The sequence below is a fragment of the Mycobacterium sp. 94-17 genome, assembly GCF_035617725.1.
In the GTDB taxonomy this organism is placed as follows: domain Bacteria; phylum Actinomycetota; class Actinomycetes; order Mycobacteriales; family Mycobacteriaceae; genus Mycobacterium.
This window is the reverse complement of the sequence record NZ_JAPIYN010000001.1, coordinates 464861-489351: the sequence shown is the minus strand read 5'-3', so window position 1 is coordinate 489351 and position 24491 is coordinate 464861. Positions and strand designations below refer to the sequence as shown.

The 24491-nt window shown below is 66.2% G+C and carries 27 protein-coding genes; 8 read left to right on the top strand and 19 right to left on the bottom strand.

The window, feature by feature from the left end:
- Positions 1-33: 33 nt before the first annotated feature.
- Both OQ789_RS02510 and OQ789_RS02505 read right to left on the bottom strand, forming a co-directional pair.
- Entirely contained in the window at positions 34-1116 is a 1083-nt protein-coding gene (locus OQ789_RS02510) for a CaiB/BaiF CoA-transferase family protein (protein WP_324683215.1), read from the bottom strand.
- 5 nt (positions 1117-1121) lie between these two features.
- Positions 1122-1565: an SRPBCC family protein gene (locus OQ789_RS02505; RefSeq protein ID WP_324683214.1), complete on the bottom strand. Its 444-nt coding sequence runs from the start codon at positions 1563-1565 to the stop codon at positions 1122-1124.
- A 65-nt stretch (positions 1566-1630) separates the two neighbouring features.
- On the opposite strand from OQ789_RS02505, the gene OQ789_RS02500 reads away from it, so the two are divergent.
- The gene (locus OQ789_RS02500) at positions 1631-3316 is read left to right on the top strand and encodes an alpha-keto acid decarboxylase family protein (protein ID WP_324683213.1); all 1686 of its coding nucleotides are present in this window, start codon (positions 1631-1633) and stop codon (positions 3314-3316) included.
- Positions 3317-3324: 8 nt separating this feature from the next.
- On the opposite strand, the gene OQ789_RS02495 is transcribed toward OQ789_RS02500, so the two are convergent.
- From OQ789_RS02495 to OQ789_RS02475, 5 genes are all read right to left on the bottom strand, one after another.
- Complete coding sequence (locus tag OQ789_RS02495; protein ID WP_324683212.1) at positions 3325-3510, bottom strand: (2Fe-2S)-binding protein; 186 nt, start codon at positions 3508-3510, stop codon at positions 3325-3327.
- A 7-nt stretch (positions 3511-3517) separates the two neighbouring features.
- Positions 3518-4144 (bottom strand): fatty-acid--CoA ligase, encoded by a 627-nt coding sequence (locus OQ789_RS02490; protein WP_324683211.1) that lies wholly within the window; start codon positions 4142-4144, stop codon positions 3518-3520.
- Positions 4141-5544, bottom strand: a complete 1404-nt coding sequence (locus tag OQ789_RS02485) for a FadD3 family acyl-CoA ligase (protein ID WP_324683209.1) — start codon at positions 5542-5544, stop codon at positions 4141-4143. Before OQ789_RS02485 ends, OQ789_RS02490 begins: the two co-directional genes overlap by 4 nt.
- Before the next feature lie 147 nt (positions 5545-5691).
- Positions 5692-6882, bottom strand: a complete 1191-nt coding sequence (locus OQ789_RS02480; protein WP_324683208.1) for an amidohydrolase family protein — start codon at positions 6880-6882, stop codon at positions 5692-5694.
- 70 nt (positions 6883-6952) lie between these two features.
- Complete coding sequence (locus OQ789_RS02475) at positions 6953-7372, bottom strand: lipoprotein LpqH (protein ID WP_324683206.1); 420 nt, start codon at positions 7370-7372, stop codon at positions 6953-6955.
- Positions 7373-7480: 108 nt separating this feature from the next.
- Between OQ789_RS02475 and OQ789_RS02470 the strand changes: the two genes are divergently transcribed.
- Both OQ789_RS02470 and OQ789_RS02465 read left to right on the top strand, forming a co-directional pair.
- Complete coding sequence (locus OQ789_RS02470) at positions 7481-8236, top strand: enoyl-CoA hydratase/isomerase family protein (protein WP_324683205.1); 756 nt, start codon at positions 7481-7483, stop codon at positions 8234-8236.
- 68 nt (positions 8237-8304) lie between these two features.
- Positions 8305-8670, top strand: coding sequence for a hypothetical protein (locus OQ789_RS02465; protein ID WP_324683371.1), 366 nt, complete (start codon positions 8305-8307; stop codon positions 8668-8670).
- On the opposite strand, the gene OQ789_RS02460 is transcribed toward OQ789_RS02465, so the two are convergent.
- Entirely contained in the window at positions 8586-9305 is a 720-nt protein-coding gene (locus OQ789_RS02460; RefSeq protein ID WP_324683204.1) for a TetR/AcrR family transcriptional regulator, read from the bottom strand. The genes OQ789_RS02465 and OQ789_RS02460 overlap by 85 nt on opposite strands.
- A 194-nt stretch (positions 9306-9499) precedes the next feature.
- Here OQ789_RS02460 and OQ789_RS02455 point away from each other — a divergent pair, with 194 nt between their 5' ends.
- Complete coding sequence (locus tag OQ789_RS02455) at positions 9500-10795, top strand: cytochrome P450 (RefSeq protein WP_324683202.1); 1296 nt, start codon at positions 9500-9502, stop codon at positions 10793-10795.
- Positions 10796-10814: 19 nt separating this feature from the next.
- Here the strand turns inward: OQ789_RS02455 and OQ789_RS02450 are convergent, their stop codons facing one another.
- From OQ789_RS02450 to OQ789_RS02435, 4 genes are read right to left on the bottom strand one after another with little or no spacing between them, the layout of a single operon-like run.
- Positions 10815-11096, bottom strand: a complete 282-nt coding sequence (locus OQ789_RS02450) for a cytochrome C oxidase subunit IV family protein (protein ID WP_324683200.1) — start codon at positions 11094-11096, stop codon at positions 10815-10817.
- Between the two features lie 4 nt (positions 11097-11100).
- Entirely contained in the window at positions 11101-11655 is a 555-nt protein-coding gene (locus tag OQ789_RS02445; RefSeq protein WP_420716024.1) for a cytochrome c oxidase subunit 3 family protein, read from the bottom strand.
- 20 nt (positions 11656-11675) lie between these two features.
- Entirely contained in the window at positions 11676-12488 is an 813-nt protein-coding gene (locus tag OQ789_RS02440; RefSeq protein WP_324683198.1) for a hypothetical protein, read from the bottom strand.
- Positions 12485-13270: a hypothetical protein gene (locus tag OQ789_RS02435; RefSeq protein ID WP_324683197.1), complete on the bottom strand. Its 786-nt coding sequence runs from the start codon at positions 13268-13270 to the stop codon at positions 12485-12487. The genes OQ789_RS02440 and OQ789_RS02435 overlap by 4 nt, the downstream gene beginning before the upstream one ends.
- A gap of 101 nt (positions 13271-13371) precedes the next feature.
- Here OQ789_RS02435 and OQ789_RS02430 point away from each other — a divergent pair, with 101 nt between their 5' ends.
- Positions 13372-13974: a helix-turn-helix domain-containing protein gene (locus tag OQ789_RS02430; RefSeq protein WP_324683196.1), complete on the top strand. Its 603-nt coding sequence runs from the start codon at positions 13372-13374 to the stop codon at positions 13972-13974.
- Between the two features lie 5 nt (positions 13975-13979).
- Here the strand turns inward: OQ789_RS02430 and OQ789_RS02425 are convergent, their stop codons facing one another.
- Positions 13980-14369, bottom strand: a complete 390-nt coding sequence (locus tag OQ789_RS02425) for a hypothetical protein (RefSeq protein WP_324683370.1) — start codon at positions 14367-14369, stop codon at positions 13980-13982.
- A 212-nt stretch (positions 14370-14581) separates the two neighbouring features.
- Between OQ789_RS02425 and OQ789_RS02420 the strand changes: the two genes are divergently transcribed.
- From OQ789_RS02420 to OQ789_RS02410, 3 genes are all read left to right on the top strand, one after another.
- Complete coding sequence (locus OQ789_RS02420) at positions 14582-15301, top strand: hypothetical protein (RefSeq protein ID WP_324683194.1); 720 nt, start codon at positions 14582-14584, stop codon at positions 15299-15301.
- Positions 15298-15915, top strand: a complete 618-nt coding sequence (locus tag OQ789_RS02415; RefSeq protein WP_324683193.1) for a hypothetical protein — start codon at positions 15298-15300, stop codon at positions 15913-15915. The genes OQ789_RS02420 and OQ789_RS02415 overlap by 4 nt, the downstream gene beginning before the upstream one ends.
- 133 nt (positions 15916-16048) lie before the next feature.
- Entirely contained in the window at positions 16049-16570 is a 522-nt protein-coding gene (locus OQ789_RS02410; protein ID WP_324683191.1) for a hypothetical protein, read from the top strand.
- 64 nt (positions 16571-16634) lie between these two features.
- Here the strand turns inward: OQ789_RS02410 and OQ789_RS02405 are convergent, their stop codons facing one another.
- From OQ789_RS02405 to OQ789_RS02380, 6 genes are read right to left on the bottom strand one after another with little or no spacing between them, the layout of a single operon-like run.
- Positions 16635-18401 carry an MlaD family protein gene (locus OQ789_RS02405; RefSeq protein WP_324683189.1) on the bottom strand — a complete coding sequence of 589 codons (1767 nt, stop codon included), beginning with the start codon at positions 18399-18401 and terminating at the stop codon, positions 16635-16637.
- Positions 18402-19676 carry an MCE family protein gene (locus OQ789_RS02400; protein WP_420716020.1) on the bottom strand — a complete coding sequence of 425 codons (1275 nt, stop codon included), beginning with the start codon at positions 19674-19676 and terminating at the stop codon, positions 18402-18404. It lies immediately after the preceding gene.
- On the bottom strand, positions 19673-21094 hold the full coding sequence (locus OQ789_RS02395) for an MCE family protein (protein ID WP_324683187.1): 1422 nt from the start codon (positions 21092-21094) through the stop codon (positions 19673-19675). The genes OQ789_RS02400 and OQ789_RS02395 overlap by 4 nt, the downstream gene beginning before the upstream one ends.
- Positions 21091-22209: an MCE family protein gene (locus OQ789_RS02390; protein ID WP_324683368.1), complete on the bottom strand. Its 1119-nt coding sequence runs from the start codon at positions 22207-22209 to the stop codon at positions 21091-21093. Before OQ789_RS02390 ends, OQ789_RS02395 begins: the two co-directional genes overlap by 4 nt.
- Positions 22209-23231 carry an MCE family protein gene (locus OQ789_RS02385; protein WP_324683185.1) on the bottom strand — a complete coding sequence of 341 codons (1023 nt, stop codon included), beginning with the start codon at positions 23229-23231 and terminating at the stop codon, positions 22209-22211. The genes OQ789_RS02390 and OQ789_RS02385 overlap by 1 nt, the downstream gene beginning before the upstream one ends.
- Positions 23228-24490, bottom strand: a complete 1263-nt coding sequence (locus OQ789_RS02380) for an MCE family protein (protein WP_324683183.1) — start codon at positions 24488-24490, stop codon at positions 23228-23230. The genes OQ789_RS02385 and OQ789_RS02380 overlap by 4 nt, the downstream gene beginning before the upstream one ends.
- Position 24491 lies beyond the last annotated feature (1 nt).

Genomic DNA, 24491 nt, shown 5'->3' with positions numbered 1-24491 from the left:
CGCGATGCGGACGCGTTCGCCGTAAACGATTTTCTACCAGTCGATTTCGTGCAGCGGCGTGGTCGCCGCCGGGGGCGGCCCGACCGGTGCGGCCGGCGTCCGCGAAAAGCGTGGCGCGGGCGCGGCCTGGTCGGAGCCGTGCGCGGTGATCAGCGTGGACCTCGCCCGCAGATGCTCGTCGGCGGCGGCCTCGCTCCACGTCAGTACCGGGGTGACGCACGCATCGGTGCCGGCGAAGATCCGCGCCCATTCGTCTCGAGTCCGGCCGGCGAACCGCCGGGTGAACAGCTCACGCATCCGCGGGTAGGAAGCTCTGTCGTGCTGGGCGGGCACGTCGTCGGGCGACAGGCCGAGCCCGTCGAGCAGCGCGGCGAAGAACTGCGGTTCGATGGCGCCGACGGCGACGTACTTTGCGTCGGCGGTCTCGTAGCAGCCGTAGAACGGGGCGCCGCCGTCGAGCAGAAAGGATTCGCGCCGGTCCGGCAGTGCGCCAGTGGACTTCATGGTCCACATCATCTGGGCCAGCAGGCTCACCCCGTCGACCATCGCCGCGTCGATCACCTGCCCCGTACCCGAGCGCTCCCGTTCGTACAGTGCGACCGCGATACCCATGACCACCAGCATCGAGCCGCCGCCGAAGTCGGCGACCAGGTTCAGCGGCGGTATCGGTGGCCGGTCGGCGTAGCCCAGCGCCGACAGCGCACCGGTCCGCGACAGGTAGTTGATGTCGTGTCCGGCCGTCGACGCCAACGGGCCGTCCTGTCCCCAGCCGGTCATTCGCGCGTAGATCAGCCTCGGGTTGACCGCCGCGCAGTCGTCCGGCCCGATGCCGAGTCGCTCGCAGGTCCCGGGCCGGAAGCAGTCCAGCAGCACGTCGGCCTTGGCGGCCAGCTCCAGCAGCGTTTGCGGCTGCGCCTTGACGTCCAGGTCGACGATCCGCTTGCCGCGGTGCAGCAGATCACGCTCCTCGGCCGGCATCGCGAGTCCGCCTGCCGGGCGCCGGACCCGCACCACGTCGGCACCCAGATCGGCGAGCAGCATTCCCGCGTGCGGCCCTGGCCCGATGCCGCCGAGTTCGATGACGCGCACGCCGGCCAGCGGGCCGCCGGCGCTCACGGCGGCTATTTGCCCTTCTTCACCTGCAGCACCCGGTCGCGCAGCGCCTTGGTCGCCGAATCGATCGTTCCCTTAACGGCGCGCTTGAGCACGAAGCCGGGCAGCGGCACGTTCGGATCCGCGAGAAGCTCGAACTTGACCAGGGTTTCATCACCCTGCGGTATCAGCGTGTACTTGCCGTCCTGCGCCTTCTGCTGCGACGAGCTGACCAGCTTCCAGCTCACCGCGTTGTCGGCCCAGGTGTAGGTAACCACCTGTTCGTCGGTGATGCCGGCGACCTTGACCTTCATCCTCACTTGACGGGGGCGCCCGTCGTCACCGGTGTCGAGGATCTCCACGCTCTGATGCGGCTCCGACCAGTCGGGCATCGCTTCGAAGTCGGCGATGACGTCCAGAATCTCCTCCGGACTGGCTTCGATGACGATGTCGCGGGATTCTTTGAGTGCCATGGTCCGCACGATACTGGCCGGGCGTCGCACCCGGATCGGATTCGGCCGAGCGTACCGTCGTGCCTGTGACTGATGCCGTGACCGATCCCGCATACACCGTCGGTGACTACCTGCTGGACCGTCTCGCCGAGCTCGGCGTCTCGGAGATCTTCGGCGTTCCCGGCGATTACAACCTGGAGTTCCTCGACCACATCGTCGCGCACCCCAGCATTCGCTGGGTCGGCAACGCCAACGAGCTGAACGCCGGCTATGCCGCGGACGGCTATGGGCGGCTGCGCGGAATGTCAGCTCTGGTAACGACTTTCGGAGTCGGCGAGCTTTCCGCGGCCAACGCGATCGCGGGCAGCTACGCCGAGCAGGTCCCCGTCGTGCACGTCGTCGGCGGGCCGTCCAAGGATGCCCAGGGCACCCGCCGGGCGCTGCACCATTCGCTGGGCGACGGGGATTTCGAGCACTTCTTTCGGATCAGCCGCGAAATCACCTGCGCGCAGGCCAATCTCATGCCCGCAACGGCCCGCCGCGAGATCGATCGCGTGCTGTCCGAGGTGCGCGAGCAGAAGCGCCCCGGCTACATCCTGCTGTCCACCGATGTGGCCCGCTTCCCCACCGAGCCGCCGGACGCCCCGCTGCCCCGCTACCCCGGTGGCACCAGCCCCCGCGCCCTGGCGATGTTCGTCGAGGCCGCCACCGAACTCATCGGCAATCACCGGCTCACCGTGCTCGCCGACCTGCTGGTGCACCGGCTGCAGGCGATCAAGCAACTCGAGGCGTTGCTGGCCGCCGACGTGGTGCCGCACGCCACGTTGATGTGGGGAAAGAGTCTGCTCGACGAGAGTTCGCCGAACTTCCTGGGCATCTACGCGGGGTCCGCCAGCGCCCCGGCCGTGCGTACCGCGATCGAAGAGGCACCCGCGTTGGTCACGGCCGGAGTGGTGTTCACCGACATGGTCAGCGGCTTCTTCAGCCAGCGCATCGACCCGGCCCGGACCATCGACGTCGGCCAGTACCAGAGCAGTGTGGCCGGCGAGGTGTTCGCGCCGTTGGAGATGGGCGCCGCGCTCGAAGCGCTGGCCACGACCCTGATCCGCCGCGGCACCTCTTCCCCACCGGTGGCCCCGCCGCCGGCCGAGCCGCTGCCGCCGCCCCCACCCCACGACCAGCCCCTGACCCAGCAGATGTTGTGGGACCGCCTTTGCGTGGCGCTGACACCGGGCAACGTGGTGCTGGCGGACCAGGGCACCTCCTTCTATGGCATGGCCGACCACCGGCTGCCGCAGGGCGTCACGTTCATCGGTCAACCCCTTTGGGGCTCAATCGGTTACACCCTGCCGGCCGCGCTGGGGGCCGCGGTGGCACACCCGGACCGCAGGATCGTGTTGCTCATCGGTGACGGCGCCGCGCAGTTGACCGTCCAGGAGCTCGGTACGTTTTCGCGCGAGGGGCTCTCGCCCGTCATCGTGGTGGTGAACAACGACGGCTACACCGTCGAGCGGGCGATCCACGGCGAGACCGCGCCCTACAACGACATCGTCAGCTGGGCGTGGACCGACGTCCCCCGCGCGCTGGGGGTTACCGACCTTTTGGCGTTCCGCGTGCGAAACTACGGCGAGCTCGACAACGCCCTGACCGCCGCCGCGGAGCGACAGGACCGCATGGTGTTCATCGAGGTGATGCTGCCGCGCCTGGAAATCCCGCACCTGCTGGTCGAACTCGTCCAGCCGACGTCACCGGATGGCAGTCCGCGGCGCTGACGTAACACTCAGCGCGAGTTCGGGGTTCGCTCCGCACTCGGAGGCCGCAGCATCGCCTGCACGGTCCGGCGGCAGCGACCGCAATCGGCGCCCGCCCCGCAGGCGTGGGCGACTTCCTTGGTGGTCGACGCCCCCGATGACACGGCCTCGCTCACGGCTTGACTGGTGACTCCGTTACACAGGCACACGAACACCGGCGACTCAGTCTGCCTCGATGCGCATCATGTCGAAGAATCGCCCGACGAACAACGGCGGGTAGGCGCCGATGCCGGCGCCCGACATCCACTGCGCCGCGGCGTCGGGGTGCTCGATCCACTCCCGCGCGCTGTCTTCGTCAGTGAACTCCTGCAGGATCAGCACTTCGTGATCGTCGTCGAAAGCCTGGAACACCCACGTCTTTCGGATTCCGGCCGTGGCGAATCTGTCGATCGCCGAACCGACTTCGGAGGTCAGCAGCGACACGTCGTTGACCGACGTGATGGCGGCGACCACGACGCCCGGTGCCGACGGCGTCTGCGGGGCTTGTGCGATGAACCTGTCGACGATCTCGCCGGCGAACACCGCGGGGATGTCGTCGACGCCGGCCTCGTCGAACCAATCGAAGAAGACCCGGGAGCGCAGCAGTTCCACGATCGGCTCACGGCTGTGGACGCCGATCATCACCAGGACCCGGCCGTGGTCGTGGGTTGAGGTGTAGACCAGCACGTGGTGGGCGCCGATATCGGCCAGGGCGGCCTTGTTGCGTTCCAGCAACGGCCACACCCGGGTCGGGTCGGGAACGCGGTAGTCCGAGGCGATCACCATCGAATGAATGTCGCCGTTGTTCATCGCAGCCGGTCCTTCATCACCTTCCCCGTCGCGTTGAGTGGAAGTGAATTGAGGAACTCTACCGCGCGCGGCACCTTGAACCCGGCCATGCGGTCACGACACCAGTCGATCAACTCCCCGGCGGTGACCTCACCGCCGCGGACCACGAACGCTTTTCCGACTTGGCCCATCCGGTCGTCGGGCACGCCGATGACGGCCGCCTGCGCGACGGCCGGGTGGTTGAGCAGGAAGCCCTCGATCTCGGCCGGGTAGGCGTTGAAACCGCCGACGATGAACATGTCCTTTTTGCGGCCGACGATGCGCAGCCGGCCCGCCTCGGTAAAGGCCCCCAGGTCTCCGGTGTGCAGCCAGCCGTCGCCGTCGATCGCCTGGGCGGTGGCCTCCGGCTCGTCGAGATAGCCCTTCATGACCCCGTAGCCGCGGACCAGCACCTCGCCGTCGTCGGCGATGCGCACCTCGACCCCCTCGCACGGCACGCCGGCGGTGGTGGCGACGTCCTCGAAGGAATCCCCGGGCCGGGAAAGGGTGACGTTGCCGGCCTCGGTGAGCCCGTAGCCCGTCATCAGGGTCTGGAACGGCAGCTCGTCGTGGATGCGGCGGACCAGTTCGACGGGGATGTCGGCGGCGCCGGTGACGGCCGCCCGCAGCGACGACAGCCTGGTGGTGTCCTGCACCGTCAGCAACGAGTGATACAGCGTCGGCGGTCCGGGAAGCATCGTGATGCGTTCGCGTTCAATCAGATCCACCACCGTGTCGACGTCAAACACCGCGACGGGCAGCATCGTGGCGCCGCGCAGGAAGGACGTGACGAGCCCCGCCTTGAGTCCGAAGGTGTGGAAGTACGGGTTGATCTGCAGGTAGCGGTCGCCCTCGCGCAGGTCCGCAAGCGTGGCCCACTCCTCGTACATGCGCAGTGTTTGACCGTGACTGAGCATCGCACCCTTGGGACGCCCGGTCGTGCCCGAGGTGAAGATGATGTCCGATGTGTCGGTGCCGTCCACCTCTTGTTCGAAAGGTGAACCGCTGGACAGGAAGTCGGATTTCAGGTCGATGACCGGCACGCTGGTGGGAGCGCCATAATCCTGGCCCAGAAAACCTTTGTGGACCAGTACGGCTTTCACCTTGCTGCGGGCGATGATGTCGCCGGCTTCTTTGGCCTTGAACCGTGTGTTGACCGGGACGAGCACGCCGCCCGCGGTGAGCAAACCGAACGCCGCGACGATCCACTCGGCCGAATTGGGTGCCCAGATCGCGACCCGGTCACCCTTTTCGACGCCGAGTTCAGCGAAAGCACCTGCGGCGCAACGAATTCGATCGACCACCTGCTTGAATGTCAAGCGCAGCGGACCGTCGACAACGGCTTCCTCGTCGCCGAACCGGTCCGCTGCGCTCAGGACCATCTCGGGGATGGTCCGCCACTCAGGCTCGATCGGCCGACTCCTCCTCATCGCGCTCCGCGCTCTGCATCGTCGCCGACCCGGGCTCGATCGGCCGACTCCTCCTCATCGCGCTCCGCGCTCTGCATCGTCGCCGACCGGAACCGGGCGTCACACCGTGACGAGCCGACCCAGGTTGCCGCCCATGATCTTGGCCTGGTCGTCGACCGGCAGATGCGACAGCGCGTTGACGTAGAACGTCGGCTCCGCCAAACCCTCCGGGTGCGGCCAGTCCGAGCCGTACAGCACACGGTCGACACCGACGAGGTTGACCAGGTCGTCGATGCCGTCCTCGAAGAACGGGCTCACGTGGATCCGGTTCTTGACCATCTCCACCGGGTCGCTCGGGAAAGCCTCCGGGGCCTTACGGAACACCTCGGCCAGACCGTCCAGCAGCGGCGTCATCCACTTCGAGCCGGCCTCGACGATCGCGACCTTCAGCTTCGGGTGGCGGTAGAGCGCGCCGTGAATCACCCACGAACCCACCGAGTCCTGAATCGGCCGCCACTCGTTGAGGATGCCCATGGCGTTGGTCTGGAACGGCAGCATCTCCTGGTCGGCGCCGTCCCATTCGGAGGTGTAGCGGGAGTAGCCGCTGTCGGACGAGTGCATGCCGACCAGCACGTCGTGCTCGACGACCCGCTCCCAGAACGGGTCGAACTCGGGCACCGCGAACGATCGCGGCCCACGGAAGCCGGGGACGGGCGCCGGGCGGACCAAGATGGCGCGGGCGCCGCGCTTGACCGCCCATTCCAGCTCCTCGATCGCCTTCTCGACGATCGGCAGGGTGATGACCGGGGTGGTGAAGATGCGGTTCTGGTAATTGAAGCCCCAGACCTCGTCGAGCCACTCGTTGAGCGCGTGGACCAGGACGTGGATCGCCAGCGGGTCGTCACGCAGGCGCTCTTCGAGCAGGCTGGCCAGCGTCGGGAACATCAGGGTGCGCTCCAGGCCCAGCTCGTTCATCTTCTCCAGCCGCGGCCCCGGCTCGAAGAACGCCGGGATCGCCCGCATCGGCTCGCCGAACAGCTCGCGCTTGCTCTTGCCGTCCGGGTTGCCGTACTTGAAGTACTCTTCCCACGCGCCCGGCCGGGCGACGACCTCGAACGTCGGGTTGGGAATGTAGTTGCTGATCTGACCGCGGATCGCGATCTTGGTGCGGCCGTTGATCTGCACGTACTGGACGTAGTCCTTGTACTCCTTGGGCAAGAACTTGGTCAGCGCTTCCGGCGGCTCATACAGATGGTTGTCCGCGTCAAAGATTGGAAACGGGACGTCTTCCCGATGCGACAGCTGCCCCATGAAATCCTCCTTCTTGATTTGTGAGAATAATATTCTCTACAGGTACCCGACCGCAAACGTCGCCCCCGGGTCAGCACGTCACCACGACTTTGAAGGTGGCGGTAGCCGGGTCATGGGAGCTGTCGGTCTTGTAGCCGTGGGCGGTACCGCTGATGGTGAACTTGTCGCCCGTCACGCTCATGTCGGCGCTACCGTCGCCACCCCGCGAGTACATCCCGCTGAAGCCACCCAGGTTGCGGATGTGCACCGACTGGGCTATCGCCGGTTGCGCACTCTCGTCGACGACGAGTTTGGCCCCGGCGAAATCGCCGCCGATATCGATCGTCCGGGTCCACTCCAGTTGACCGCACTTCACCACGTGGAAATTGCGGTCGACACCGTTCACGGTGACCGATGCCGTGCTGGCGATGTGGGTGGGCGCGCGCGACGAGCACGCCCCGACCACGAAAACACCGAGGACCGCTACGGCCGCCACGATTCGGTTCCGCATCGAGTCACCTCCATCCTCACCGACGAAAGTTCTTGGGCCTGCAGCGATGATGTTATTCTCGCGAAAAGAGAATGCCAATATCCGGTTCCTGTCGAGGAGCGATGACACATGGTGGACCTGGAGATCGACGCCGGACTGGCGGTGATCACCATCGACCGCCCGCACGCGCGCAACGCGATTGGTCTGGACACCATGGACCAGCTGGAGAAGGCGCTCGACGCGGCGGAGGGTGCGCAAGCCCTAGTGATCAGGGGCGCCGGAGACAAGGCCTTCGTCTCTGGCGGCGACCTCAAAGAGTTGAGCGCGCTGCGCAGCGAGGAGGACGCCGCCGCAATGGCCCGGCGGATGCGATCCATCTGTGACGAGTTGGCGGACTTCCCCGCCCCGGTCGTCGCCGCGCTCAACGGCCACGCGTTCGGCGGTGGCGCCGAGGTCGCCGTCGCCGCCGACATCAGGGTGGCGGCCGACGACATCAAGATCGCCTTCAACCAGGTGCAGCTCGAGATCATGCCCGCGTGGGGCGGAGCCGAGCGGCTGGCCGCGCTGGTCGGAAAGAGCAGGGCGCTGTTGCTGGCCGGCTCGGGAACCGCCCTGACCGCCCTGGACGCCGAACGCATCGGGCTGGTGGACCGGGTCGTGCCCCGCGACCTGTTCGACTCGCCCGACGAGGGGTGGCGAGCCGTCGCGAGGTCACTGGCCCGCCGGCCGGCGGCGGAGATAAAGCGGGTAATCCGCGGAGTTTCGCCCGAGGAGGCGATAGCATCCTTCGCACGATTATGGGTTGCCGACCCGCACTGGCAGGCCGCGGAACGGGTCATGAACCGCAACACCACATCGCGTCCGGCAGCCGGAGGAGCGCTATGACCACCATGAACGCAGTGACGCGCGTCGCCCCCATCGTGTCGTCGGCCGCGCTGTTGACCGCGGCGGGTCTGCTGGTGGGAACCGGGCACGCACGCGCCGACGACCCGGTCATGCATCACGTCAAGTACACGGTCTCCGCGCACAACCCGATCTATACCGACATCTACTACCTGGACCACGAGCCGGCCATGTTTGCCGACTACAGCCACAACCCCTACTCGTTCACACCGCATGTCGACGTCGATATCGCCCCCGGCAAGTCATGGAGCTACGAGCTGGACATGACCAAACCCGACGCGTACGCCATGGTCGTGGCGACCACCGGGACCGAGCCCGGCACGCCGGGGCTTCACTGCGATCTGGCGGTCGACGGAGCCGTCGTCGTATCCAAGGATGGGCCCAAGGGCGTGCTCTGCTCGATACGGAACTGGTGAACCACCCAGGTAGCCGGGATTCCCTCGATCGGCTGCGGTTCGCCTTCCAGGCGTCGCAAATAGTTCTCCACCAGCTCCAGCGTTTCGGCGTGGCCGGCGGACATACCGATCGCCTGCTCGAGGACCAGAAAGCGCGACAGGCTGCTCATCAGCACCGTCCACACCACGGGCGGGATATCGATGTCCTGGCCTCCGTCCTGGATTTTGGAGCCGTAGCGCTCCAGCGCCGTCGCCACCGCCTGGCGCTGTTCTTCGCGGAAACGCTCCGCGTAATAAGCGATTTCGGCCCGCATCTCCTTGCGATGATTGGCCAGTGCCATGAACTCCATGGAGATCTGCGTGAACGCGGGGTCGGTGCCGAATCGCCACAGGGCCCACAACGGCTGTGGCAGTTTCAGCATTTGCGCATGCACTTCGAGGGCTTCTTCGGCCCGGCGGCGGAAGACCTCCAGGAACAGCTCTTCCATGGTCCGGAAGTAATAGTGCACCAGCTGAGGCTTGAGCCCGGCCTTGTTCGCAAGGCGGCGCGACGTGACCGCGGCGTAGCCCTCCTCGAGCATCAGTTGCTCGGCGGCGTCCAGCAGCAGGACGCGGTTCTTCGCGTCCGGCGCCCCGATTCTGCGGGCCGATGTCATGTCCCCACTCCGTACTGTGTGGCGTCCCCTACCGACCACACGGATCGTATCGTGGCGCGCCGCCCTCGATCTTGACCCTGACATTACCGCCATGCTAAGCAGGTGCTCAGCATATTTTCGATTCGAATTCACCGCGGCGGTACCGCTTGCCGCCGGATACCACCGGTACACCCAGCCCAGGGAGACACAATTCGATGAGCACCTTCGACTCGATCGACTTCTTCACCGATCCGTCACTGGTCCCCGATCCGCACCCGTATTTCGACTACCTGCGCGGCCAGAACCCGGTGCTGCGCCTCCCCCACTACGGCGTCGTCGCGGTCACCGGTTACGAAGAAGCCACCGAGATCTACAAGGATCCGGAGACGTTCTCCAACATCGTCGCGCTCGGCGGCCCATTCCCGCCGCTCCCGTTCACGCCCGACGGCGACGACATCACCCCGCAGATCGACCAGCACCGCAGCTCCTTTCCCATGTTCGAGCACATGGTCACCATGGACCCGCCGGACCACACCAAAGCGCGCTCCGTGCTCGCCAAGCTGCTCACCCCGAGCCGGCTGAAGCAGAACGAGGAGTTCATGTGGCGCCTCGCCGACCGCCAGCTCGATGAGTTCCTGCACAACAACGAGTGCGAGTTCATCGCCGAATACTCAAAGCCCTTCGCCACCTTGGTGATCGCAGATCTGCTCGGCGTCCCGGAGGAGGACCACAAGGAGTTCCGCAGCGTCCTGGGCGCCGACCGTCCCGGCGCGCGGGTCGGGGCACTCGACCACGAGTCGGTCGGCATCAACCCGCTGGAGTGGCTCGACGACAAGTTCTGTCACTACATCGAAGACCGGCGCCGCGAGCCGCGCGGTGACGTGCTGACCTTCCTCGCTGAAGCCAAGTACCCGGACGGATCGACACCCCCGGTGATCGAGGTCGTCCGCTCGGCGACGTTCCTCTTCGCCGCCGGACAGGAGACCACGGCGAAGTTGCTCAGCGCCGCCCTGCAGGTGCTCGGTGACCGCCCCGACATCCAGCAGCAGTTGCGTGAGGACCGCAGCCTGATCCCCGGGTTCATCGAGGAATCGCTGCGGATGGACAGCCCCGTCAAGAGCGACTCGCGGCTGGCCCGCAAGGCGGCCACCGTCGGCGGTGTCGACATCCCCGCTGGCACCGTGGTGATGATCTTGCCGGGCGCCGCCAACCGCGACCCGCGGCGGTTCGAGAACCCCCACGAATTCGACTTGCGCCGCAAGAACGTTCGCGAACACATGGCGTTCGCCCGTGGTGTGCACTCATGCCCCGGCGGTCCGCTCGCCCGCGTCGAGGGGCGTGTGTCGATCGAGCGGATCCTGGACCGGATGCCGCACATCGAGATCAACGAAACCCATCACGGGCCCGCCGCCGAGCGTCGCTACACCTACGAGCCCACGTACATCCTGCGGGGCCTGAGCGAACTGCACCTGATGTTCACCAACGCGGACGCGGTCGCGCCGGTGGCATAGGACTTTTCGCTCGCGGGCGCTACCGGACCTGCAGGCCGACAAAGTAACAGCCGAGCAGGACGGCGCCGATCAGCACCACCCACCCGTCGGTGAGACGGCACAGCAGGACCGGGGCGTCTCGCACCTCCATGAACTCGCGAAAGATGATGCGCACCTTCACCAGTGCGATGACGACGACGCTCGAGGTGACCACCGCACTGGATCTCAGCGCCCCGTCGACGGAGTGGTCGATCCACAGATAACCCAATGTCATGGCGGCCAGGATCGCCCAGACGAACAGCAGCCTTTTGTTGAATCCCACCGGCTCACCTCACCACGTAGAGCAACGCGAAGATCAGCACCCACAGGAAATCGACTGTGTGCCAATACGTTGCGCAGGTTTCGACGTATTGCTGGGACCGGCGCGCCGGGCTTCGGAGTTGGTAGACGATGACGCCAAGAACGACGAAGCCGATCAGTAGGTGAACGAAGTGGATCCCGGTGAGGAAGAAGTAGAACATGAAGAAGTCGTTGCGGTCGATGCCGTTTCCGGCCTCGACCAACCGGACCCACTCGAACACCTTGAAAAGCAAGAACATCACGGCGAACGCCGCCGTGATGAAGACGTCCCTGAGGGCCGCGGAGTAGGCGCCGGCGCGGGCCGACTGCACACACCGCGCCACCGACCATGAGCTGAGCAACAGAACCAGGGTGTTGACCACGCCGACGCGCAGGTCGAGGTGAGCCTGCGAGTGCAGGAACAGCTCGGGATTGCGGCCTCGCGAGAACAGGTAGAAGCCGAAATACGCGGTGAATACCAAGGTTTCGAACAATACGAACGCCCACATGTCGGGCTGGCCCGGCACCGCCCTGACGCGCATGCGGATGTCGGCCGAGTCGGTCACCGCACGACCGCCGTCTTCCGCGGCGAGTCCGGCAGCACCCCGGTGCCGAAGTCCTCGCGCCGGATCATCTGAAAGAGCATGACGACGAACGTCACCTGGTAGATGCCGAACACGACCATGTCCAGCCACCAGGCGATTTCGCCGTCCCACGCGAACACGCCACGCCGGAAGATCCAGCAGGGTGCCACCACCACCTCGGTCAGCGCGTTGCACAGGTTGAGATAGCCGAACCACTTGGGGAACACCCGGTTCTTGTCGAGCAGGATCGCGACCATCCAGATCAGCGAGCCGACCAGGAACACTCCCATGGTCCCGTCGAAAGACAAGAACGCGAAGTCATAAAGCCAGCCGATCAGCCGGGGGTCGCGGTCCGGTCGCAGCGTGCCGACGATCAGCGCGATGTTGAGCAGCAGCATGCCGGGAACCGCGCTGAGCGAGTAAATGATCAGATACGAGAAGCCGAACGCGCGGCTGACGGACATGCGCCGCATCGAGTACGCGATGAGGGCGTTGTTGGTCGCGATCAACCCGCTGATGGCGAAGATGATGCCGAAACCCACCGGGATCCCGAGGCGGCGCTCGGAGAACCAGTGGACCTGCGTCGCGAGGTCCCAGGTGGGCTCCGGCGGGGGCTGAACTTGCGCCACGATGAAGAACATCGGGAAGAACAGGATGTAGAAGAACAGCAGCGCCGCCCAAGCCAGCCACAGCTCGCGCTTCGGGCTGTGCCACAGATGCCACCCGATCCGGCGATGCAGGGGCCCTGGCGGGGGCGTGGTCGCGGCCGGTGGTGCGATCACCGCGCTCATGCGTTGACCAGTCCTTGCCCGCGCTCAGGGTTTTCGGCACGCTCACGACAAACGGCCCGTGCCAACACGATTCCCATCACGACGATCCAGACGGCGATGGCGACGTTCTTCACCCAGAACGACAGGAAGCCATCCCACGCCAGCGGGCCGGTCAGCGACACGCCGACAAAGGCCGCCGGCACCAGCGCGGCCGCCACCGCCACGTTGAACAACGCCACCCAGCGGCCGAATACCGGATGCGGCTGATCGTCGAAAAGAATTGCTAGGGCCAAGATTACGCTTTGGCCGATCAGGAAGGGCACCACAATGGTGAAGGTGATCCACGCGAGATCGTTGAGCAGCTGCGTCAGCTCGGGACTGCGCTCCGGGCGAAAGGCCGCCAGCAGCCAGCAGACGTTGGCGACGAGAAACAGCGTCGGGCCGCCGGCCGCACACCCGAGCATGGCGTAGGAAAAGATCGGCGTCCGGTGCGCCATGCGACGGATCTGCAGCACGATCAGGGCCAGGATCGGCACGAGACACACCCCGAACCAGTTGAACAAGATCATGCTGGAACGGATCTGGGCGATGTGCGCCGGATCGCGGTAGAAGGCGGCCACCCGCTCGGCCGGCATGGTGGGCGACATCGCCGGGATGAATCCGGGGAACAGGAAGAAGGAGGCGATCCACAGGATCAGCGCCGCGGGCAATGTCCAGAGCAGGATCAGCTCGCCATCGGTCCGCCGCGACGCGGTTCGCCCGGATCGGCGGGCGACTGCATCGTTGCGACCGACGTCGGACATCGGTACTCCTTCCCCGCACGAAATCAACGCCGCAACTCGGCTAGTGAGCGAAGCTAGCCGATCGGCTAGCCACGGTCAAGGGCGTCGTCTAGTCTCGGTGCGTGGGAACAGCACCGCAGCCGGACGCCGCCGAGCAGTTCTGGCTGATCGCGCACAGCGCGGCCCGGACGCGAGTGCTCGACGCCGCGCTGGACCTGTTCGCCACGCACGGTGTCAGTGGCACGTCGCTGCAGATGATCGCCGACGCCGTCGGCATCACGAAAGCCGCTGTCTACCACCAATTCCGGACCAAAGAGCAGATCGTTATCGCCGTGACCGAGCGCGAACTGGGCCGGCTCGAGCCTGCCCTCGCCACGGCCGAAGCCTACGACGACGGGCCCCAGGCACGAGATGCCTTGCTGGTGGGCGTCATCGAGATGGCCGTTCGCGACCGGCGGTTGGTGCGCACGCTGCAATTCGATCCCGTCGTGGTCCGATTACTGGCCGAGCACAAGCCGTTCCAACTTTTCATGGACCGGCTGTACCAGGTGCTGCTCAGCGATGCGGGTCTCGATGGGCGGATCGAGGCCGCGATGTTCTCCGGCGCGCTCAGCACCGCGGTCATGCATCCGTTGGTCGCAGACATCGACGACGACACATTGCTGGACAGGGTCACCGATTTGAGCCGGCGCCTGCTCGGTCTGCCCCGGAAAACCCCCGAGTGAGGCAGCTATGTGTCGGCGCGGATCCAGCTCAAGATGCCGTCGTGCGCGTAACAGATTAGGAACAGGCCGTCGGGCGCCTGCGCGACGTAGTTCTGATAGTTCTGGCAGTCGGCGTTCAGTTCCTTGACCCCCGCCATCGGCGGCGAGCGGAACCAGCGGGGCTGGTATCTGCGCGGCGAGCCGCAGAACATCAGCCGGCCGGGCTGCGCGGCGGGGGGCACGTTGCTGTCGTCGACGCCGAACGCGTAGTAGGTGGTGTTGTCGCACGGCGCGCCCAACACCTGATGCGGCATGATGCCCGGGGTGCAGGCGGGGTAGTCACAGACGGTCGGCCCCGCCGAAGACGGCGGCGCCGCCAGCACACCGGCGCCGAGCAACGCGGCAACCAGAGCCACGACGGATCGCACCCGATTACTCTGCCACACCTGAAAAGAAAATTCTCCTGGTTGGAGAAGATCAGCCGGGCCGGACCGCCTTCGGGGCCGGTGTGCCCCAATGCGCGTCTGTGCCCGTGTCCGGCGACCCGGCATTTCCGCATGTAGGGGCTGCGAAGCCGGTCTCCCGACGACGACGTTGGGCCCAGGCCGCAGTGATAAGCTGCTTCTCCGTGCGCAATCCGGACGGGCCTGACACCGACCCCTCGGACGTGGGCGCGGAAGACGAAGTCGCCATCGCCGAAGCCCGCGCGCGGGAGGCCCGGGAACGCCTCGCACGGCTGCGCGAGGCAGCCGAGACCGGCGACGCGGACGACGCTTCCCGAGACGTCCGTCAGCGGCCGGCGAAGTGGACCCGGGCCCGGCTACGGTTGCCGCGGCGTCCCCGGCGGCCACGTTGGCTGCACCGCCCGGCGCGCAAGGTGGTAGCCGCCGGCATCGGCGTCGTGATCGCCTCCGCTTCCCTCGGCGCGAGCGGCTATATGGTGTGGCAGCACTACGTCACCGTGCACAGACAACAGCTCGCCGCGGAGTTCGCGGCCGCGGCCCGCCAAGACGTCACGGCGCTGCTGTCCATCGACGCCAACCACGTCAGGGACGACTTCCAGCGCATGATCGACTACTCCACCGGCGACTTCAAGAGCCAACTGTCAGCTCTGTCAGGGCTGAGGGCCAAGCAGGCGGAGGAATCGAAGCTAACCAGCAAGGGCACCGTGGAAGCCGTCGCCATCGAGTCGATGAGCGACAATTCGGCGGTCGTGCTTGTCGCGGCGAAATCCGATGTCACCAATCCCGACAACACGAAACGGCCGACCGTCGCGTTGCGGATCAGCGTTGCCCTCACACGCGACGGCGGTCAGCCCAAGATGTCGAAAGTCGACTTCCTGCAATGACTGTCGAGCATGGCTCATCGCCGGACGGCACGGAAACGTCGCCGCCCGCCCAGACGGAGTCACCATCCGCTTCCGCGGAGGCGGTTCGCGCGGGCCGACCGGCCGCGCCCCGGCGCTGGGTCCGCCGCTGTGCGGCCAGGTGGCGTTCGATAGTCGCGACAGCGTTCGTCGTCGCCACGGTGGGCGTCGCCGTCGGCTTGTTCTTCATGCTCTACCGGCCGGATCAGCAGGTCGGCGACGCGGCGGCACACCGGGCGCTCCGGACGGCGTCAGACGGTGCGGTCGCGGTGCTTTCGTACTCTCCCGACCACCTAGACCGCGATTTCACCACGGCGAAGTCATATCTCACCGGCAATTTTCTCGCCTACTACACCAAGTTCACCGAACAGATCGCGGTGCTGGCACAGCAGAAGCACGTCACCGAGACCACCAAGGTGGTCCGGGCCGCCGTTTCGGAGTTGCACCCGGACTCGGCCGTCGTGCTGGTGTTCATCGACCAGACCGCCACCAGCAAGGACAAGCCCCAAACGCAGACGACGGCGAACTGCGCCCGGGTGACATTGACGAAAGTCAAGGGTTCCTGGCTGATCTCGAACCTGGACCCGCTGTCGTGACCGGCGCCATTTTTATTTCAATCGGCATCCGGTCGGTGGCACCGGTGTTATTTTCATCGCGGGAGAACGCCGCAATTGATGCCGAAATGCTGCCAATAGGCACCGTCGGATTATTCGCGTCGAGGAGCACCTAATGCGTTCAGCTAGAACTCTCACCACCGCAACGCTGGTAGCCGCCACCGCATTCGGCGGCCTGTGCACGGCACCCACAGCCCAGGCGATTACCAAGGACGACGTCGCCATCAATGGGACTTTCCGCGCCACGTCCATTGGCGATTGGGCCCAGCGAAACGACCAGTACTTCGGCGAACCGACGGTCTACCAAGTCTGGACCATCAGCTCGTCGTGCGACTCGACCCAGGAATGCCACGGCACGGTGAGTAGCGACCAAGGCTGGAGCGCGCCCCTCTATATGAATGACGGGGAGATGTGGAAGGCCCGACGCGTGGTACCCGACTGGGAGCGGTGCGAGGACGGCAGCGCCTTCAGCGGTACGCAGACCTTCTTCTTCTATCCGGTGAACGACCACGGTGGCTACCAACTCGGGTCGCGGACCTTGTCCGGCAAGGACAAGACGGTAGGCCCGAGCGGCGCCTGCGGGCAAAACCAGTGGCTCGACATCACGATGCCGCTACGCCTGGACCAGCTCTCCTGACGGGGCGGTCGTAGCTTCAGCGCCTCACCCGCCGGGCTGCCTCGTCTCGGCTCTCGGCGCGAATTCAGGTGGGAAGCATGTCCTTCCACGTCCTGGGCGCTTTCGGAGCAACGAGATCCGACTGCTGATACAACTTCCCGTCCGGACCGACATAACGACCGGTGCGCGGGTCATACTTTGCCACCACGACCGAGGGCGGGTGCTTGGATGCGTTGCCTCCGAACGAGCTTGGCGTGGCCTGCGGTCCTGCGCCACCGGCCGCGTCCGTTGCTGCGGGATCGGGCGGCGCGGGTGCCGGGGGCGGCGCGGGTGCCGGGGGCGGCGCGGGCGCCGCGGGTGGCGGCGCCAGTTCCCCGGGCGCGGAGACATCGAGCGGCGCGATGGGCGGAAGGTCGGCCGACATTCTCGACAACGGTAGCGAGGGACCCGACGACGGCACCGGCGGAACGGCGGCTCCCGCCGTCCCCGGTGGTGCGTTCTCTCCCCGCGGTCCCACGGGTGCGCCACGCGGCACCGCCCCGGGCGGCAGCGGTGTCCCCTCCACCGGGGCGAAGATCCTGTCGTTGACGGTCACCCGGTCATCCGGCGGGACGCCCTGGGCGATCAGGTTGGGGTCAAGCGGGTAGGGCCCGAGGACATGCTGTTTCATCGCCAGCGGCATGTACGGCTTGTCGCTGTTGCAGATCTCGACCGTGGGCGCGCGCTTGCCGGGGTGACCCATGCACGGATAGTTGCGGGCACCGCGAACCCCGATCGGCGAGTCCTGCGGGAGTTTGCAATACAACCCGTCCGGCGTGTCGACGTCGGTGAGGTCGTCCGGGGACCGCCACGTGTTGGGTGGCATGAAGCCGACCGTGCAAATCGGCGGATCGTCGATCGTGAGTGCGAAGTCGCCCTGGGCCGTGCCCTCGGGATGGTTCTCCGCCGTGGCGGCCTGCTCGATGGAAACCGCCGACGGCAACAACACCAACAGCTGCTCCAGCGAGGGGTGGTAGGTGACGCCGATCTGCCCGATGGTGGTCAGGTTGGCGAGCAACACCGGCAGCGTCGGTTTGATCTGCTCGAGCAGCCGGGATGCTTCGTTCGCGGTCTCAGGACCCTGCTCCATGATGGTGCGGAAGTGGGAATCGTTGTTCACCAACGTATCCGAGATGCCCGCGAAACTGCGCGCCCACGTTCTGATCGAGTCGGTGGTGCGCGCCTGGGTATCCAGCAGCGGCCCGGTGTCTTCAGTGAGGGCCCGGGTGCGATCGACGACGCCGTTGGCGTCGCGCGACAGTGTCTTCGAAGAATCGATCAGGGACCCCAGGTCGTAACCGGTGCCGTTGAAGCCTTGGAAGGACTCGTCGAGCAACTGGCCGAGTTTGGTCTTCGGGATGCTTTGGACCAGGGCGTTGACCTGATCGAGCATCGGCCCGACCGGCTGCGGAATCGTGGCGTCGCGCACCGCGATCACCGAACCGTCGTGCAGGTACGGCGGCGAATCGGTCTTGGGCTGCAAGTCCACGTACTGTTCACCCACCGCCGAGACACTGAGCACCTGCGCCGTCAGGTCCGCGGGGACCTTGGGTGAAGTGCTCAGCGACAGCGTCGCTTTCGCGCCGGTCGGGGTCAAACCCACCGCGGTGACCTTGCCGAGCTGAACCCCGCGGTAGGTCACGTTGGAAAACCGGTACAGGCCGCCGGTGGCGGGCAGCTCCAGCGTCACCGTCATACGACCGATGCCCAGCAGGGTCGGCGCCTGGATGTAGAACAGGACCATCGCGATCACGCCGATGGTCCCGACGACCGTGAAGATCGCCAGCTGGATACGAACGAAGCGCGTCAGCATCTATCCACCCGCTCCCGTCGGTGGCGTCTGCGCAGGCGGCGCCGTTTGGGCAAGTCCCGCATCGGGCATCGGGGCCGCGGCCGGCGGCGGTCCGGGCCGCGGGGCCGCAGCAGGCGGGGGTCCGGGCAGCGGGGGCAGCGGCAGCGCATTGGGATCGACCCACGGCGGCCTGATGGGGTCGTGCATCGGATCGTGGGTGTACTGCAGGTAATACGGGTCGCCGGGCGCCGGCACCAACGGTTGGTCCAGCTGCCCCCAGTGAGTCCCCAGCATCAGTCCTCGCTTGAGCCGCGGAATCGACAGGTCCAAGTCGACGTGCAGATTGAAGTAGTCGCCCCGGACCGCGCGGTCGACGAAGTTCTGGGTGAACGGGAACACGAAGGAGGCCGCGATCGCCGAGCCGAACTCCGGCCCGACGTCGGCGAGCGCGCGGATGGTCGGTTCCAGGTTCTTCAGATTCTTGACCAGGTCCGCCTGAGAGTCGTTGACCAGCCGGGTGGCCGTGTTGCTGAAGACGCGAAGTTTGTCCAGGGCGGTGGTCAACCGCGGACGCTCCTTGATTAGCACATCGAGCGCGGGCGGTATTTTTTGGAGCGCCTGGGTGAGAACGTCGCGCTGGTCGGCGAATGTGCCGGCGAGCCGGTTGAGCGCCTGGATGGAGTCGACGATGTCGTCGCGCTGATCGTCCAGTGTCCCGACGAACGTGTCGAGACGCGTGATCAGATCACGCACCGCGCCCTCACGCCCGGACAGGGCGGCGGAGAAATTGTGGACGATCTCCCCGATCTGCCCCAGCCCCCCGCCATTGACGACCGCTCCCAGCGACGACAGCGTCTGCTCGGTCGACGGGTACGCCGATGACCGGCTGAGCGGGATGGTGGCGCCCGGCTGCAGCCGACCGGTGCCCTGTTGGCCGAGCGGCGTATTGAGCTCCACGTGCATCGAGCCCAGCAGGCTGGTCTGACCGACGGTGGCAACCACGTTTTCCGGGACGACGACGTCGCGCTTCACCGAGATCTCGACGTCGGCGTGCCAGCCCTGCACCCGCATGTTGCCGACACTGCCGACCACCACATCGTCGATCATCACCGGCGAATTCGACTCCATCGTGCCGACATTCGGAAGCTCGACGTGGTAGATGTTGGCGCCCGGCCCCCGACCGACCGCGCCGGGCAGTGGTAGCGAGTTCAGGCCGTGGAATGCGCATCCCGTCGCCGTCACCGCCACGCAACAGCCGAGGACGAACGCTCGCCTGGCCGCAATCATCGGTTTCATGGTTGTTGCCCTTCGGCCGGCAGCAGCATGCCCGACACGTCTTGCGCCGGGGGCGGCGGCACCGGTGTGGACGGTGGGGGTGGCAGCGGCATCGCCGCGCCGGGTATCCGGTCGGGCGGCACCGCGCCCGGCGGTCCCACCGGATCACCGGGCAGGCCGGTGTAGGCGGACACCGCCGGCGGGATCTCGGGGGCGGCGGGTTTCGGACCCTCGCCGCCGGGCGCCAGACGCGGTTCGGTGTAGAGAATGTTGGACGGGTCTATCGACTTCTGCAGGAAGATGTTGATCGGGATCGGCAGGCTGTTGAAGTTGAGCACGCGCAACCCGGGACCGAGGAACATCGAACACAACTTGCCCGATTCGACCGCGGTGACGTTCTCGATCGCGCCGATCGCCGTGCACCCGGGCACGGGTATCGGAACCATGAGACCCGAGAACGTGGAGTTTGCGAAGTTCATGATCCCGAACCCGCCCACGATGGTTCCAGTGTCGGCGTTGTAGTCGTTGAAGAAGTTGCCGAGCGCGTTGGGAGCGCCGTGCAGGATGTTTTCCAGAGCCATGTGGTGATCGACCAGGTTCTGAGTGACATCGGCCAACCGGGCAATCTGCTCGCTCGTCTGATTACGGGTTCCGGCGATGAAGCGCCGCACCTCGCCGACCGCCGTCGACAGATCGGTCAGCGCCGCGTCCAGGTCGGACTTGCTGTCGTTGACCACGCTGGTGAGGGTGGCCAGCCGGTCGTTGAACTGCACGATCTGAACATTGCTGTCGCGCAGCGCCGCGACGAAGGTCTGCAGGTTCTTGATGATGTCGACGATGTTGCCGCTGCCGTTGGCCAGGATACGGCCGACCCCCGACAGCTGGCCGAGTGTCTGCCGCAGCTTGTCGCCGTTGCCGTCGAGCGCATTGGCGGCGCTGTCGATGAACCGGCCCACCGACGTGCCCGACACCCCGCTCTTGGGCCCCAAATCCGTTGCCAGCCGCATCAACTGGGCTTTGACCTCGTCCCACTCTACCGGGACCGCGGTCCGTTCCACCGGAATGACCGCCCCGTCGTGCATGACCGGCCCGCTGTCCCGATAGGCCGGCGAGAGCTGAACATAGCGGGCGGACACCAGATTCGAGGCGACGATGACCGCCTTCGCGTCCGCCGGAATCGGCACACCGCGGTCGACCTTGAGGATCATCTTGGCCTGTGTGCCCTGCGGCTGAATGGTTTCGATGCTGCCGACCTTGACGCCCGATACCCGCACCTCGTCATGGGGATAGATCGCGGTGGCGGTGGTGAAATAGGCGGTGATCGTCTTCGGCCCAAACACCGTATTGCTGACGAGCACGGCCGCGCCGGCCACGATGAGCCCGGCCAGGACAACCGCCGTCACGGCGGTCAGCCTGGTGCGGGGCAGCCGGGCGATCATTGCGATCCTCCGACCCTGCCGCCCATCGTGCAGGTCGGGCACACCGGAATGCCGTTGTACGGCCAGGGAGTCAGCGACCGAGGTATCGGCGACGGATAGCCGGGTCCCTTCGAGGTGTCGAAGGTGCGGAACCCCCACAGGTAGTCGATGATCGGCTGGAAGAGTTGCGGGGCAAGGAAGTTCGGGACGAACGCCTGATACGCGTACATGCTGGAGATGCCCTCGCCGACCGTGATCTCGAATTTGGCGAGACCCGGCAGCGCCTTGCCGATGTTGTCGCGGTTCTTCTCCAGCATCGCGGTCACCGAATTCAGCTTCTCCAGCGTCGGCGCCAGTTTGCTTTCGTTGTCGTGCACCAATCCCGTCAGCTGTTTGGCCACCACCGATGTGCTGGCCAGCAGGTCCACGATCTCCTGTCGCCGCGCCACCAGCACCTGCAGCAGCGAATCCGAGTTGAGGATGAGCTTGTTGACCTGCATGCTGCGTTCGGAAAGTATCCCGGTGACGTCGCCGGCGCTCTTGAACAGCTCGCCCAGGTTCTTGTTGCGGCTGTTGAGGGTTCGAGACAACCGGGTGAGCGCGTCGAAGGCCGGCCCCATCTGAGGCGCGATCTGGTCGAGCGTCGCCGCGAGCGTGTCCAACGACTGGTTCAGCGCCGTCGTGTTGGTTCCGGCCGTGTCGGTGGTCAGGTCACTGACCGCCTCCGTCAGCGAGTACGGCGAAGACGTCCGCGAGACGGGGATGAGGGCCATCGGATGCATCGTGCCGGTGCCGGCGGACTCCACCGTCAGCATCCGCTCGCCCAGCAGCGTGCCGGTGCGGATGTGCGCGGACGTCTCCGACCCGAGCAGGATGTTGCCCTTCATCGCGAACGTCACCAAAGCGTCGCCGTGGCTCAGCTTCACGTCCGACACCGTGCCGACCTTCATCCCCGACACCACCACGGGGTTGCCCTTCGCGAGCCCCCCGGCCTCGGTGAACAGCGCCTGGTACCGGACCATCGTCGCCCATTGGATGAAGCGATCGGGTGAGAGGCCGACCAGGATGACCATGACCGCCAGGACCACGCCGATGAGTCCGGCCTTGACGAGCCCAGTTCCGCGATACTTGAGCATCAGGGTTCCGTGCACCTTCCAGCTTCTGACCTGAATATGGGGGCCTTCACCGTTCGGCCCTGAAGATCCGTGCCGCGAAGCTCGAGCATGCACATGTAGTACGGGATGGTGGAGCCGTTCACGCCGAGCCGGACCAGCTTGCGGTAGTTCTTGGGCGCCTTGGCAATTGCGGCGTCGATGCGGTCCTTGTCACCGTCGAGGATCGGCGCCAGCCGACTCAACTGGTCGATGGTGCCGGACAGCGGCGGCCGCGCGTTGCTCAGCAGATCCGCCAGCGAGGCGGTTCCCTTGTCCAGCGCGTCGATGGCGGAGCCGATGGTCTGCCGGTCATCCGAGAGCCCGCTGACCAGCTGCTCGAGGCGATCGACCGCACCGGAGAACTGTTTGCCGTCTTTGGAGATCGTGCCGACCACGATGTTGAGGTTGTCGATCAGCTGCTGCACGGTTTGATCGTTGTCGGCCAACGCATTCGAGAACGACGTCGTCTTGGTGAACAGCGAGTCGAGGGTCCCGCCCTGCCCCTGGAAGACCTGCAGCAATCCTGAGGTGAGCGCGTTGACGTCGCGCGCATTCAGGCCCTGGGTAACGGGTTTCAGCCCGCCGAGCAGCAGGTCGAGGTCGAGCGCGGGCGCGGTGCGGCCGACCGGGATCTGGCCGCCGGCCGGCAGCCGCTTGGGCGAGCCCGGGCCGTCGACGAGTTCGAGGTAGCGGTCGCCCACCAGGTTGAGGTAGCGCACCGCCGCCCTGGTGCCCTCGGTGAGGACGACGTTGCGGTCGGCGTCGAACTTCACCACGACCTTTTTGTCCTGCTGCAGCGAAACGCTGTCGACCGTGCCCACCCGGATACCGGCGACCCGCACCGACTGCCCCGGCTTAAGACGCGACACGTCGGCGAACACCGCCGAATAGCCGGTCGTCGCACCCGTCCGGTACTGGCCGAAGATGAAGAACAGGAAGGCGGTCAGCACCGCCATCACGACCGCGAAAATCGCGAACTTGATCAGCGTGGCACGTGTTCTCATCCGGGTTGTCCTACGCCGATGGAGTTACGTGGCGGTCCGGGGATCGGCCCGTACAGCAGCTGCTTGAGCAGATCGGAGTTGATCAGCAGCTGCGGGTTTCCGTATCCCACCGGGTTGGCGCCGATGTCTGTGATCAGCTGCTTGGGATGCGTGTTGAACGGTATCTTCGGCAGACCCATGCACTGGGGGCCGCCCGTCGCCGCAACCTTGGGCAGGTTGGTCGGATACCGATAACGTTCGCCGCCCCACGTGAGGCTCGCCGAGATGTTGATGCTCGGTTCCGACAGCGGCGCACCGTGCCCGAGGTTTATCAGCCCGGCGAAGCTACAGGTGAACACCTCGTGGTACTCACTGGTCAGATCCGTGGTCGGCACCAGCAGGTGCAACACGTCCGTCAACGGTTGGCGGTTCGTCGACAAGACGTCGTTGCCGATGTCGGCCAGGCCGATCGCGCTGATCAGCAACGCATCCAGGTTGCGCTGCTCGTCGACGAGCGTCTTGCTGATCCGGGTCGCGTTGCTCGCGGTCTTCACCAGGTTCGGCGCCGCGTCGGCGTAGGCGTCGGACACCGCGGGCAGGACCGAAAGGTCGTGCCGGAACGCGGGAAGGCTCGGCTCCAGCCTGGCCAGGAACGAATCCAGGTCGCTCAGCGACTGGCCGAGCTGCGGGCCCCGCCCACTGAACGCTTGTGCCAGCGCACCCAGCGACTCGTTGAGCTTCGGCGGGTCGATGTGTGCCAGCACCGACACCAATTGCTGGAACACCGTGTTGATTTCGACCATGACGTGCTGGCCCCGCAGCGTCTGTCCGCTGTGCAGGCGCTGGCCCGAGGGTTGGGCAGGTTCGATCAACTGGACGGACTTCGCACCGAAGACCGTCGGTGACGCGATGTTGACGAGCACGTTGCGGGGGATGAAGTGCAGCTGCGACGGGTCCATCGCCAAGTGGATGGCCGCTTCGCCGTTGGGCAGCGGGTCGATCGACGCGACCTTGCCCACCTGCACGCCGCGCATCGTGACCTTGGCGTTGGGGTTCATCACCAGGCCGGCGCGCGGCGAGATCACGGTCACCGGCACGCTTTCGGTGAAGGAGCCCTGAAACAGACCCACCGCCACCGCGAAGATCAGGCACACGATGAGCACGGTGGCCAGACCCAACAGAGGTGGCAGGTAGTTCCGGTCGCCGGGCGGCCGCGCGTGACCGGTGCGCGCGGGCCGGCCGGCGACGGCGCCGCGACCTGCCGGCACATTCTGCGTCATT

What these genes read in the sequence shown, in the direction of transcription:
- OQ789_RS02505 (WP_324683214.1), bottom strand. Translation starts at nt 1,565, where the DNA reads ATGGCACTCAAAGAATCCCGCGACATCGTCATCGAAGCCAGTCCGGAG.
- OQ789_RS02490 (WP_324683211.1), bottom strand. Translation starts at nt 4,144, where the DNA reads ATGAACAACGGCGACATTCATTCGATGGTGATCGCCTCGGACTACCGC.
- OQ789_RS02485 (WP_324683209.1), bottom strand. Translation starts at nt 5,544, where the DNA reads ATGGTCCTGAGCGCAGCGGACCGGTTCGGCGACGAGGAAGCCGTTGTC.
- OQ789_RS02480 (WP_324683208.1), bottom strand. Translation starts at nt 6,882, where the DNA reads ATGGGGCAGCTGTCGCATCGGGAAGACGTCCCGTTTCCAATCTTTGAC.
- OQ789_RS02475 (WP_324683206.1), bottom strand. Translation starts at nt 7,372, where the DNA reads ATGCGGAACCGAATCGTGGCGGCCGTAGCGGTCCTCGGTGTTTTCGTG.
- OQ789_RS02470 (WP_324683205.1), top strand. Translation starts at nt 7,481, where the DNA reads ATGGTGGACCTGGAGATCGACGCCGGACTGGCGGTGATCACCATCGAC.
- OQ789_RS02460 (WP_324683204.1), bottom strand. Translation starts at nt 9,305, where the DNA reads ATGACATCGGCCCGCAGAATCGGGGCGCCGGACGCGAAGAACCGCGTC.
- OQ789_RS02455 (WP_324683202.1), top strand. Translation starts at nt 9,500, where the DNA reads ATGAGCACCTTCGACTCGATCGACTTCTTCACCGATCCGTCACTGGTC.
- OQ789_RS02445 (WP_420716024.1), bottom strand. Translation starts at nt 11,655, where the DNA reads ATGCGCGTCAGGGCGGTGCCGGGCCAGCCCGACATGTGGGCGTTCGTA.
- OQ789_RS02440 (WP_324683198.1), bottom strand. Translation starts at nt 12,488, where the DNA reads ATGAGCGCGGTGATCGCACCACCGGCCGCGACCACGCCCCCGCCAGGG.
- OQ789_RS02435 (WP_324683197.1), bottom strand. Translation starts at nt 13,270, where the DNA reads ATGTCCGACGTCGGTCGCAACGATGCAGTCGCCCGCCGATCCGGGCGA.
- OQ789_RS02415 (WP_324683193.1), top strand. Translation starts at nt 15,298, where the DNA reads ATGACTGTCGAGCATGGCTCATCGCCGGACGGCACGGAAACGTCGCCG.
- OQ789_RS02410 (WP_324683191.1), top strand. Translation starts at nt 16,049, where the DNA reads ATGCGTTCAGCTAGAACTCTCACCACCGCAACGCTGGTAGCCGCCACC.
- OQ789_RS02405 (WP_324683189.1), bottom strand. Translation starts at nt 18,401, where the DNA reads ATGCTGACGCGCTTCGTTCGTATCCAGCTGGCGATCTTCACGGTCGTC.
- OQ789_RS02400 (WP_420716020.1), bottom strand. Translation starts at nt 19,676, where the DNA reads ATGAAACCGATGATTGCGGCCAGGCGAGCGTTCGTCCTCGGCTGTTGC.
- OQ789_RS02395 (WP_324683187.1), bottom strand. Translation starts at nt 21,094, where the DNA reads ATGATCGCCCGGCTGCCCCGCACCAGGCTGACCGCCGTGACGGCGGTT.
- OQ789_RS02390 (WP_324683368.1), bottom strand. Translation starts at nt 22,209, where the DNA reads ATGCTCAAGTATCGCGGAACTGGGCTCGTCAAGGCCGGACTCATCGGC.
- OQ789_RS02385 (WP_324683185.1), bottom strand. Translation starts at nt 23,231, where the DNA reads ATGAGAACACGTGCCACGCTGATCAAGTTCGCGATTTTCGCGGTCGTG.
- OQ789_RS02380 (WP_324683183.1), bottom strand. Translation starts at nt 24,490, where the DNA reads ATGACGCAGAATGTGCCGGCAGGTCGCGGCGCCGTCGCCGGCCGGCCC.